General features: G+C 44.2%; 11 protein-coding genes and 1 pseudogene. 8 read left to right on the top strand and 4 right to left on the bottom strand.

What is annotated here, in order from left to right; all coding sequences use genetic code 11:
* Positions 1-59 precede the first annotated feature (59 nt).
* The 5 genes from ABIA61_RS16445 (at position 60) to ABIA61_RS16425 (ending at position 4931) form a co-directional block, all read left to right on the top strand.
* A complete protein-coding gene (locus ABIA61_RS16445; RefSeq protein ID WP_283653944.1) occupies positions 60-1016 on the top strand; it encodes an endo-1,4-beta-xylanase in 957 nt (318 codons plus the stop codon).
* 268 nt (positions 1017-1284) lie between these two features.
* Positions 1285-1839: a TetR/AcrR family transcriptional regulator gene (locus tag ABIA61_RS16440; protein ID WP_283653943.1), complete on the top strand. Its 555-nt coding sequence runs from the start codon at positions 1285-1287 to the stop codon at positions 1837-1839.
* Between the two features lie 54 nt (positions 1840-1893).
* On the top strand, positions 1894-2265 hold the full coding sequence (locus ABIA61_RS16435; RefSeq protein ID WP_283653942.1) for a DMT family transporter: 372 nt from the start codon (positions 1894-1896) through the stop codon (positions 2263-2265).
* A gap of 203 nt (positions 2266-2468) precedes the next feature.
* Positions 2469-3764 carry a GntP family permease gene (locus ABIA61_RS16430; RefSeq protein WP_404581011.1) on the top strand — a complete coding sequence of 432 codons (1296 nt, stop codon included), beginning with the start codon at positions 2469-2471 and terminating at the stop codon, positions 3762-3764.
* Between the two features lie 21 nt (positions 3765-3785).
* Positions 3786-4931, top strand: coding sequence for a glycerate kinase family protein (locus ABIA61_RS16425; protein WP_283653940.1), 1146 nt, complete (start codon positions 3786-3788; stop codon positions 4929-4931).
* 171 nt (positions 4932-5102) lie between these two features.
* On the opposite strand, the gene ABIA61_RS16420 is transcribed toward ABIA61_RS16425, so the two are convergent.
* Positions 5103-6098, bottom strand: a complete 996-nt coding sequence (locus ABIA61_RS16420) for a CdaR family transcriptional regulator (RefSeq protein ID WP_283653939.1) — start codon at positions 6096-6098, stop codon at positions 5103-5105.
* A gap of 479 nt (positions 6099-6577) precedes the next feature.
* Here ABIA61_RS16420 and ABIA61_RS16415 point away from each other — a divergent pair, with 479 nt between their 5' ends.
* Entirely contained in the window at positions 6578-7663 is a 1086-nt protein-coding gene (locus tag ABIA61_RS16415) for a DUF2920 family protein (RefSeq protein WP_404581010.1), read from the top strand.
* 158 nt (positions 7664-7821) lie between these two features.
* Here the strand turns inward: ABIA61_RS16415 and ABIA61_RS16410 are convergent, their stop codons facing one another.
* Positions 7822-8952: an RDD family protein gene (locus ABIA61_RS16410; protein ID WP_404581009.1), complete on the bottom strand. Its 1131-nt coding sequence runs from the start codon at positions 8950-8952 to the stop codon at positions 7822-7824.
* 262 nt (positions 8953-9214) lie between these two features.
* Between ABIA61_RS16410 and ABIA61_RS16405 the strand changes: the two genes are divergently transcribed.
* Together ABIA61_RS16405 and ABIA61_RS16400 are read left to right on the top strand one after the other, a co-directional pair.
* Positions 9215-9721 (top strand): GNAT family N-acetyltransferase, encoded by a 507-nt coding sequence (locus ABIA61_RS16405; RefSeq protein WP_404581008.1) that lies wholly within the window; start codon positions 9215-9217, stop codon positions 9719-9721.
* A gap of 419 nt (positions 9722-10140) precedes the next feature.
* A pseudogene (locus ABIA61_RS16400) lies at positions 10141-10362 on the top strand (helix-turn-helix domain-containing protein); the annotation flags it as partial.
* Here the strand turns inward: ABIA61_RS16400 and ABIA61_RS16395 are convergent.
* Together ABIA61_RS16395 and ABIA61_RS16390 are read right to left on the bottom strand one after the other, a co-directional pair.
* Positions 10318-10500, bottom strand: a complete 183-nt coding sequence (locus ABIA61_RS16395) for a hypothetical protein (protein ID WP_283652673.1) — start codon at positions 10498-10500, stop codon at positions 10318-10320. The pseudogene ABIA61_RS16400 and the gene ABIA61_RS16395 overlap by 45 nt on opposite strands.
* Before the next feature lie 380 nt (positions 10501-10880).
* Positions 10881-11477: an NADPH-dependent F420 reductase gene (locus ABIA61_RS16390; RefSeq protein WP_283653936.1), complete on the bottom strand. Its 597-nt coding sequence runs from the start codon at positions 11475-11477 to the stop codon at positions 10881-10883.
* Positions 11478-11641 lie beyond the last annotated feature (164 nt).

Below are 11641 nucleotides of genomic sequence, written 5' to 3'. Positions count from 1 at the left end.
ATGTAAGCGTTTTATTTATTTGAAGATATTAAACCTAATACGTGTAAGGAGGAGATTTGATGTTGAGGTTTAAAGCAGGCAAGTTGGTGAGCAGTTTGGCGTTGGCAGGTGTGTTGTTATCGTCTGTTCTGGTGAATCAGGCTGATGCTGGTCTGGCGAAGGGAAGCAAATTCCTCGGGAATGTCATTGCTGGCAGTGTCCCTCCTAGTTACGGAACGTACTGGAATCAGGTGACGCCGGAGAATTCAACCAAGTGGGGCTCGGTTGAAGGCAGCCGTAACAATATGAACTGGTCGCAGGCGGATACCGCCTACAATTATGCCCGTAATAATGGCTTCCCATTCAAGTTTCACACCTTGGTATGGGGCGCCCAGGAGCCAGGATGGATTGGCGGATTGTCGGCTGCTGATCAGAAGGTGGAAGTGACCCAGTGGATTCAAGCTGCCGGTCAGCGCTATCCGAATGCGGCGTTTGTAGATGTGGTGAATGAGCCACTGCATCAAAAGCCGTCCTTCCGCAATGCCATTGGTGGTGACGGGTCGACCGGATGGGATTGGGTAATATGGTCGTTCCAACAGGCCAGACAAGCTTTTCCGAATGCCAAGCTACTTATAAATGAATATGGAATTATCAACGATCCTTCATTAACCGACCAATACGTCAATATTATTAATCAGCTCAAGAGTAGAGGCTTAATTGACGGAATTGGAATTCAATGCCACCAGTTCAGTATGGACACCGTCTCAGTTAACACGATGAACACTGTACTGAACAAGCTATCGGCAACAGGATTGCCAATCTATGTGTCGGAGCTGGATATGACTGGCGACGACAACACCCAGCTTGCCAGATACAAGGAGAAATTCCCGGTATTATGGCAGCATTCCGCGGTGAAGGGAGTTACGCTCTGGGGATACATCCAGGGGCAAACCTGGATATCGAATACACATCTGCTGAACTCGAACGGTTCGGAACGTCCTGCGCTCCAATGGCTGAGACAATATCTGGGCAGCTAGTCCAATGGCGATGCAAAAAAAACAGATGTGGGACTTTTGCTGAGCGTCTGGGATGGGGGTGACGTTTACTTGACTAAGTCTTTTGTAGAATGCTTTGAGCGACTTTAAAGCTTAAGCCTTGGGTGAAATGATGTGCTCCCAAGGCTTTTTTCTTTTTAACCTATATGTACGAATACATAGAGCAAACTTGGCTATTACTAAATGCAAAACTTTAATCTACTTGAAATAAAACCGTCTGGACGGTATAATAAAATGGGTGGTGATAAAAATGAATACAACTAAAACAGCATTAAAAAAAGAATTAATTCTTAAAGCGGCTTCCATAATTGTACACGAAGAAGGAGTAGAGAAATTAACTTTAGAAGCGGTTGCCAAGAAGGCGGGAATAAGTAAGGGAGGATTACTTTATCATTTTCCGAATAAAGATGAATTGATTCTGGGCATGGTCGAGCAACTGTCGAGCAGCTTTGTAACCGAATTTAATGAGAGAGCAGAAAGTGATATGCATTCTAAAGGAAGATGGACTCGCGCTTATATGAATTCATCATTTTCTGGAGATCGGGACGTAAGTGACCTGTATACAGCTCTCTCTGCCGCTCATTTTACTAACCCTCAAATGCTAAAACTACTTCAGGACGAGTATGCTAATATCCAAAATAAAATCGAAAACGATGAATTGGATCCGATTCGTTCTACAATGGTCCGATTAGTTATAGACGGTTTGTGGTTTGCGGAAATGTTCGGGTTAGCTCCTCCGAATGAAGAACTACGGAAGAAAATTACGGAAGAATTAAAGACATATATAAAGGAGCATTTTGCATAAATCCCATAAGCGTTGGGAATCGAATGATGCAAAATGCTGAAAGGAGAATGAATAATGGCCTATCTTTTCTTGGTAATCTCTATTATTGGTGAGCTTATTGGAACTTCAATGCTTAAAGCTTCAGAAGGCTTTACCAGACTGTACCCGACTTTATTTACATTTGTCGCGTTTTTTATTTCCTTCTTTTTTCTCTCTTTGGTTCTCAAAACGCTCCCTTTAAATATGACTTATGCAATCTGGTCAGGTGTAGGAGCTGTTGCTACAACGCTTATTTCAGTATTGATTTGGAAAGAAAAAATCAATACAGGAAGTATCGTAGGCATTTCTTTAATTGTTATTGGCGTGGTGGTGCTGAACCTGTTTGGTGCAGGACATGGTGAGGCAAAAGGTACAACAGAAACAGTTAGCTCAATCGTTCAAAAGTGAGATAAAATATATAGTGGTCCAAGTAGAACATATGCAAACCAGTCTTTTTTTGAAGGGTATTCAAAGTCCAGATTCCTGAAAGGGGATATGGGCTTTTTGTATGTGCAAATGCACAATCAATTTCGTCCGTTCTTCAATATTTTTCACCCTCCGTAATCGATATAATGAAAGCGTAATCAAAAATTGCCCGGGGGGTTAGGCAGATGGAAGGGTTGACGATTAGTTGGATAGGAGCTCTGGCAGGGCTGGCTATTGCGATTATTCTGATATTAAGAAAGCTGAATCCGGTTTACGCTTTGTTTTTGGGAGCCATTGTAGGCGCTTTATTGGGCGGAGCCAATTTAGAGCAGACCATTAGTGTGTTGATTAGCGGTACGCAAAGTGTGATGGGGACGGTCATTCGTGTGCTCGCCGCAGGGGTATTGGCAGGTGTGATGATGGAGTCCGGGGCGGCGGAGACGATTGCGCAGGCTATTGTAAAAAAGTTCGGCGGTAGCAAAGCAATTCTTGCACTAGCCTTGGCAACGATGATTATTACGGCGGTAGGCGTATTTATTCCGGTCGCAGTGCTGATCGTGGCACCTATTGCGTTGTCGGTCGGGAACAAAATGGGGATTTCCAAGCTGGCGCTCCTGCTGGCCTTATCGGGAGGCGGAAAGGCGGGTAACATCATCTCACCGAATCCCAATACGATTGCGGCGGCACGTGGATTCAATCTGGATTTAAGCCATGTTATGCTGGCAGGTGTGGTTCCTGCGATATGTGGTTTAATCGTGACCGTTCTGGTTGCGTCTATGTTGAAAACCAAAGGTGTGAAGGTATCCGACCAGGATACGATGGACAGTGATGTCGATACTTCGAAGTACCCGGCGCTGGGACGGGCAATTGTAGCTCCGTTGGTAGCTGTTATTTTGCTGATGATTAATCCGATTGGTTCCATTTCCGGTATTGAAGCGCTGTCGAGTTTCAAGGTGGACGCGATGTACATTTTGCCGATTGCCGGGATTGTGGGTATGCTGGCAATGGGGCAAGGACGCAATATTTTAAAATATTCGGCCTCCGGTTTGAATAAAATGACGGCGACCGTGCTGATTTTGATCGGTGCAGGCGGGATTGCGGGTCTGATCTCTGCTTCCAACTTGTCTACTCAGGTGGTTGGCTTGATTGAAGCCTCGGGAGTTTCTGGCACATTTTTGGCACCGCTTGCAGGTATTCTGATGGCGGCTGCCACAGCGTCGACCTCAACGGGAGTTATTTTGGCGACAGGCTCGTTTGGGGAAGCTATTCTGAACATGGGGACGGCCCCGTTGGCCGCAGCTGTGATGGTGCATACAGGGGCTACGGTCATCGACTCCTTGCCACAAGGCAACTATTTTCACGTCACGGCAGACAGCATGAAAATGAGTATTAAACAACGGATGGGACTCATCCCTTATGAAGCTATTGTGGGTGGAACGATGACGATTGTGGCGACATTGATATATGGATTTTTACTTTAACATTGATGATGAGGTGAGAAGATGAGAGAGAAGACATTTGTGCTGGCACCGGATTCCTTTAAAGAAAGTATGACAGCCAAAGAAGTGTGTATCGCGATGGAAAAAGGACTGCGCAAGGTCTATCCGGCCGCAAATTATGTCCACGTCCCTATGGCGGACGGCGGTGAAGGAACGGTACAGTCATTGGTGGATGCGACAGGCGGGCAGATTCGTTATATCGAGGTGACCGGACCGCTTGGAGAACCTGTAACTGCTGCATACGGCTTGCTGGGAGACGGCACCACTGCAGCAATTGAGATGGCATCCGCCAGCGGAATTCATCTGGTCAATAAGGATAACAAAAATCCGCTAAAGACAACAACTTACGGTACGGGTGAGCTAATCCGTGAGTGTCTGAATCAGGGGATTCGAAAGATTATTATTGGTATTGGTGGAAGCGCGACGAATGACGGCGGTACAGGAATGGCGGAAGCGCTGGGTGCCAGATTTCTTGATGCAAAAGGGAACACTCTTCCACGCGGCGGGGGCAGTCTGGGAGAACTGGCCAGTATTAATATTTCATCTCTGGATGACCGCTTGCAGCAGGTACAATTGATTGTAGCCTGCGATGTGACGAATCCGTTGTGCGGAGCGCATGGAGCATCTCATGTATTCGGTCCGCAAAAAGGGGCAACACCGGAGATGGCGCAGCAATTGGATGCCAATCTTGCTCATTACGCGGAGGTGGTGAAGCGACAGCTGGGCAAGGATGTGCGCGATCTTCCTGGCGCGGGAGCAGCAGGTGGATTGGGTGCGGGACTGTTGATTTTTACTCAGGCAGCGCTGCAAAAAGGCATTGAAATTGTGATCGAATACACCGGGTTAAAGCAAAAGCTGGCGAAGGCGGATATCGTTTTTACGGGGGAAGGCGGCATTGATTTTCAGACCAAATTCGGGAAAACTCCATATGGGGTAGCTCAGGCTGCCAAACAATCCGGCAAAAAGGTCATTGCAGTCGCTGGCTATATCGGGGAAGGGATCGATACGTTGTACAAGGAAGGAATAGATGCGGTGTTCGGCATCGTGCCGGGAGCCTCGGAGCTGGATAAGCTGTTGGTAGAAGGGCCGCAAAACGTAGAGCGTACGTGTGAGAATATCGCAAGGGTGCTTCAATTCGGCGAGAAATGAACAATCGATAAGCGAGGTAACATAAAACGGCATAATACAAATACGATATAATACGAGTGCTCGCCTGCAATCCCGATCTTAGCCAAAGGAGATTGGCTGAGAAATTCGGGAGTGACGGCGAGCGGAAATATGTTATTTTTACCGAAAAATGATCTGGCATAATACAGCAGTTCATTGATACAGTGCCAATAAGCCGTGCGTAAGCTCAAAAAGTTGAAGGAGATTTCGGGGATCTTTACCCGTTAAGGTATGGATGCGCTTCAGGCGGTATTGCAGCGTGTTCCGGTGAATATTTAATTCGTCTGCGGTGAGGGACACACTGCCGTTATGGTTAATAAAGCTTCGCAGCGTATCCAGCAAATCCACGGTGTCTTCCAGTTTAGTGACCAGATGGATCGTGTTCGTCAGGTTAGATTGGCTCAGTTTGACCCAAAATTCGACTTCTGCAAAAGAGATTATCTGCACGGGCGGGCGCAGAGCCAGTAAAACATTCATGGCTGACTTGGCCTGCAAATAACAATCCGCAATGTTATGCTCTTGTCTGCTGACGGCAATCAGCACATGGGGGTGGCTACGCACAAGCGGCTCCAGCAGCTTGTCTGTCACCTCCTGATTTTGCATCAGGATGAGATAGCTGTTCTCCTCCATACGAAAGGACGGATGCTGCATGAATATATTGGACAGTTCGGCTAAATTAGCCGGGTCGTCAGGAAGATACTTTACATATACCGCCGAAGTTTTTAGAAGCAAATCAATGTGATATTGAGTCGCTTCTTTTTTTATTTTTAGGGTATAGGCTCCCTGATGATTCAACAGCATTTCCAGCACGGATTTTTTACGGTTAGCTTCGTGGGCCAGATGCTCCAGAGAGATTCGCTGCTCGATCAGGAGCGATACCGTGGTTTTGACGATATTGCAAAAAGGCCGCACTTCATCGGGATTGCCCGTAATGCCAATAACACCGACTCGTTCATGATGAATGACGATGGGCTCATTGGTCCCCTTTTTCTCATAGTGGCCGTCCTGCCATACTTCAATCATTTTCCCGGTTTCGAGCGCATGAACAGCTCCTTGGTGAACAGTTCCAACCCGTTCGCTTTCGCCGCTGCCAATGATGATGCCTCGTTCATTCATAATATTGATATTGTATGGAATATCCTTCATCATTTTGTCTACGATGTCTTGGGCTTGTTTTTCGGAGAGCTGGAACAGTCTGCGATTCCTCCTTTATCTATAGTGATATAGTATATTTTAATACACTACCTTTATGAAAGGGTTTCCAATTTATTGTGCATCTGAACAATATGATAAGGCAGGTCGCTGAACATGTCAGTCAATTTTATCATAGATGTGAAATTGCAGCGTATTATGATAATCCATTAGACGATGTTATATATTTTAGTATTGAGTTGTAATCTACGGAGGAGAGTATAGTTGTAGGCAAAAGTATAACCGTGCCCACAAAAAGGACATTTTGAAAAAAAGATGACCCGCTTGTGGGCCTTTTGTGTTTTAATCAGAATATTAGAAGAATACGATATGGGGATTTAATCAGAAAATCTTTGTCTTGATATGCTGATGTACCTATTGGTCGAAATTATTTGATGAAATGAGCCTTTAATATTTAAATGGGGGAATAAATAAGTATGTCAGAACAACATAGTATTAATATTCCAGCACATCATAATATATACACAGGTAAGTCTAATCGAGAACTACGAATTGACTTTTCTATCCCACAAAATGGAGTTAATGAAAACACGGGATTGATTATTTTCGTCCCTGGGTTCGGCGGTAATATTGATTCTAAAGTTTACATGAAAATGAGGGAACTATTTGCTGACAAATACAATATGGTAACGATTCAGTGTAATTATTTTGGTAGTTCATATATGCAATCATCAGTAAACTACAAGTTTAAAAATCCTCAGATTTTACGAAGTGTACTTACGATAGATGAAATGGAGAGAATAAATAAAGACTCTTCTATTTTACTAAATATATTGTCTGAAAAAAATATTCTAGTTTCTGTGATTGCTGATATAGATGAAAGCATAGAGGAATTTAATGATATGAGTTATATGCAGGCAGTAGATATTATCAGCGCTGTAGAGTCGGTTAAAATCATACTAAATGGAAATGGTTTAACATTTAAGTCCAATAGAATTATTGGATACGGACACTCTCATGGGGCATACCTATTACACTTAAGCAATAGGTTAGCACCTACTTTGTTTTCATATTTGATAGACAACTCGGCTTGGATAGAGCCGGCATATTTATCCGATATTAGAGTTTTATATAAGACTATGGGAAATTCAACGTTTGTTTATGAATTTGACTATTTTGCGAAGAAAATAGTGCGAAATAAGCAAGACTTAAACTTAGAGACGCTTTATAAAGATTTTAATGGAAATACGCAGGTTTTATCTTTTCAAGGAGATGAGGATAATTTAGTTAACCATGTAGAAAAAAAACGTATTGTAGAGACTATCAATAATTCAGATTTTATACTTGTTAAAAAGGAAGATGTAGATCATATAAAATATAAATCGAATGGTCATGGTTTAGATGCAGATTTTTTAGAGCTTTTCTCCTATGCATTAGAATTAGAACGCCCAACAAAAGAAACCTTAAAAAAAGATTTGAAATATAAAGTCGATTTTGAAAGTGTATTTATAGAAGTTGATTATGCGCACGGATTACCAATATTTAATTTTAATTTTAAGTGAAACGTCAACCTCATTCAGTACTTATCGCACCTGCTCAGTTTCCCATGTGATTTTTAAAGTTTAGTTTATATATCAGGTAACAAGCACCAAAAAGCAGGCTGCTCTTAAGGAGTAACCTGCTTTTTCTGTCTTACCCTTTTTATTGCCAGCCACGCAGTCTAATGATGAACCTCGCGGAAGCTATAGGTAATGTCGTGCAGTTCTTTCTTTAAACGGCCGTCTTTAGACGCTGGTGCATATCCAAGCACCTGGTAGTAATTCTTTTCGGTCTTAATAATCACTACATGGGTGACATATTTGTCCACATCTTTCTTGCCTTTAATCGTGAACTCAAGGGCAGGATATCCATGAATGGTTGTGTTAGAGACAGGTCCTACACTGGACAGGTTCCACTCTTTGGTTAAGTTATTTTCAGCTTTCTTACCATACTGTTGAAGAGTTATATTGCCCAATTGCTTTTTTGAGTGGGATAGTACCACAACGGACTTTTGAATGTACGGATTGAATATCGCAATCCCTGCTTTTCCTTCACGGTCCGGGTCTGTTGACCAGTCCAGTGGGGCCGTGATTTGAAACCGTCCATCTTTACTTACATAGCTTTGCTCTTTCTTGCTCACCAGGGCTTCAGGAGGCACATAGCTATTTGCCAGTATAAAAATAGCATTTACAAACGAGGCTCCCAAGATCACCATTGCGGTAAAAAATATAAATAGCGAACGTTTCATTGTCTTTTTGCTAATCGACTCTAAATCCCGTACCTTTACAACATATGTACCTGCAGCTAAATCACCAATTCGTTGTCTTGATGCAGTCACTAACACGCTGATACCAGCAGGTATCCCACCCATTAGCAACGGATTGGTGTCTATTAGCCTGAGCAGCGTACGAATGAGTGATTTAAGAAAACCAGGAGGCTTTCCTTCCCCGTTAACCACCTTAATACGAAAAACGAACTTACCAAGCGTATAGCCTGTGTAACCTTCCAAAAGCAAATAATAGCTGAAGAAAGCAATAAGGAGAATACAACGGGATGCAATCGCTAAAGGCAAAAACCATCTATCCGTTATTTGAATGACAGAAATAAAAAAACAAATATACCCGAATAAAAAAAATATGAAATCAAAAACCGTTGCTCCCCACCGTCTATACAGAGTAGAATTCCCGTACGTTTTTGATATTTCGGCCATCCTGTTGGTGTCTGCCCCATAATTTTGACCATGCCGAATGTACATCTGTCTTGCAGTTTCCTGCGGATTGTGTGATACGTGCTGTTCGTCCAAAAAATACACCTCTTCTTAATAATTAAAAACATACTCCTTATATTAACGGTCATTTTACAATCCATGTTTAGGAAAACATTCTATAAACAAAGAAATCACTATAAATATCCCTTCCTCTCATTTACTCTATAATTGGAAGAAGAAAGTAACGATAGACTCAGGAAGCATAGGTATGCAAGAAAAACTGGCAAAAGTGAACAAGGCGGCAAGAGGTGAGAATGTGAAAGGTGAGTTTCCGGTTATAACGACCGAACGTCTCTTATGACGAAAAATGGTAGTGACGGACAGCAAGGACATGTTGGAATACTTTTCAGATGAGCAGGTTATGAAGTTTTATGGACTGAGCCCGTTTGAGTCTGAACAGGATGCACTGGATGAGATCAGTTGGTATGATCGGATTTTTGAGACAGATCAGGGAATCCGCTGGGCTATTCAAACAAATGAAGGTAAAATCATCGGTTCTTGCGGATTTCATAACTGGGATCAACGTCATCACCGGGCAGAAATGGGCTATGAATTGTCCAGAGCCTATTGGGGCCAAGGGTTAATGTCGGAGGTACTTGCAGCTGTAATCGACTATGGGTTTAATACCCTCTCATTGAACCGCATTCAGGCGCTAGTAGAGCCAGAGAATGCACAATCCTTGCGTTTGCTTGAAAAGACGGGCTTTCGGCAAGAAGGGCTCCTCTCCCAATATGAATTTACGTCCGGGAAATATGATGATCTTTACATGTGCGCATTGGTCAAATCAGAGTATATCAATCGTTCTCAGAAATGATAGATGTAGGTGGATCAAGCGGGGGAGCATGGATAGGAAGAAGGTTGGTCATTGTACAACATGATCGACCTTCTTTTTGATTTAAATGTGGTGAACCATTATCGTTGAAGCGGCATACACATTTCATATTGCTCAATGGGGTCTTTCGAGAGACCTATTTTTTGGATAAAGCCTTCAAGAGAGTCATTGTCGGACAGACAAATGTACACCTTCTCAATCTTTTGGATCTCTGCTGCTCTATGAAGGAGGGTGCATCCTAATCCTTGGTTGCGATGCTTAGGATCGGACCCAAATAAAGTTGATTTTACCCTGAGCACTCATGCTCACCATGCCGAGGCGGTTAAACACCCTAATTCAGGACAATACACCTCTTATTCGATATCAGATGTAGAATTTCGTTAATTTGCTTTGTTTCTCGCCGCCCTGCACCTGGTTTATCTTATACACAAGATGGTGAGCCAATCAGTGATGAGCAGATTTGTGAATGGATCATGGAGTTCTTAGCAGGCGAAGGCGCGAACTACGGCTATCGTAAACTGACCGTGCTTTTAAGCCGCCGCCATCAACTGAAAATTAACAAGAAGAAAGTTTACCGTCTATGCAAGCGGATGGATGTGCTTCGTCCACAGCGGAAACTCAAGATTAAATTCTCTGGCCCATCGCAATACCATCTTTGGATCAAGCTCATGTTGTCTTGCTATAGCGGTCATGTTGCCGATTTCCTTCCCCTTGGCAACCATCATCTTCTTGAAATTTAGATCATACTGTTTCTTCTTCATTTCGTTCCCCTCCGCCTCAATATTATTGTATCGGAGTAAGGGGTGTACTGTCCAAGTTCAAATAGGGGCTAAATAGACACCAAAAAAAGAGCGGGCTATCTTTTCGATAACCTGCTCTTTTTCTTGATTTTTAGCCTTGCGCCATACTTAATGACATTGGCTTAATGGCACGCCTTTTTATGCACCTATTGTCATTGAATAGTCCTTCATGTTGAACGAACAATCGTTAAGCATTATTACATGATACATATTTCGAGTGGTATCCGGCGAGTCTAGCGGCCATGATGCACCCGCGCAGAAGCACTAACTGAATCTCGGTCAGATCACCAGCACGCGTTTGGCTATGCGCGTGGCGGCTGTGACTTTGTTGTTACGCGCCGCTATTTGAACTTGACGAGATCCTGGAAGATCAGTTCAGCCCAGGTATTGCCCCTGGCCTGGACGAGCGAGCCGCCATCCTTGAGCGGTCCTAGCGCAATCGGCGCGAAACCGAGTTGTTCGGCCAGAACCGCGACCGGCGCCACCGCATTTTCGTCGTCGCTTGACAAAAACACGACGCGGCTGCCGCCATTCACGCTCGGATCAGCGGCCAGAACGGCAGCGGGCAGATGGTTAAAGCCCTTTACGAACCTGGCGCCGGTAAACGCTTTGGCGACAACTGCGGACGACGGCTGACCATCCAGGTCTTCAACGGGAGCATTTGTATTTGTCGCGTCGATGATCGTCTTGCCCTGCCAGGTTGTGATCTGCTTCGCGACTTCGCGATGTTCCCAAAACGGAATCGCCAGGAAGATCGTGTCGGACGCGATTGCATCCTGCAGCGTCCTAGGGACAACGGTGGGGCCGATCGCTCGTGCCTGCTGTATCAACGTCACGGGAGGGCGCCGGCTGGCGACGGTCACATCGATGTTCTTTCTTGCAAATGCTCGGGCGAGTGCTTGGCCTACCGCGCCAAAGCCAATAATCGAATAGCTCATGTTAACTCTCCATTCAGGGGACGTTTTGATCAACCACGGACCCATGTTAATTGGTAACCGGGCGTGAGGGACCGTTGCCCGCGATGCGCCACGCGAGACAATACCCGCTGGACAATCACCGAAATAAATCCCGCTTATTAATCAGGATTCCATACTTATCGACA

Origin of the sequence: Paenibacillus sp. RC21 (genome assembly GCF_044907935.1) — a bacterium.
Classification (GTDB): Bacteria; Bacillota; Bacilli; order Paenibacillales; family Paenibacillaceae; genus Paenibacillus; species Paenibacillus terrae_A.
The sequence above is the reverse complement of the archived record's forward strand: the minus strand, read 5'-3'. Positions and strand labels throughout refer to the sequence as shown.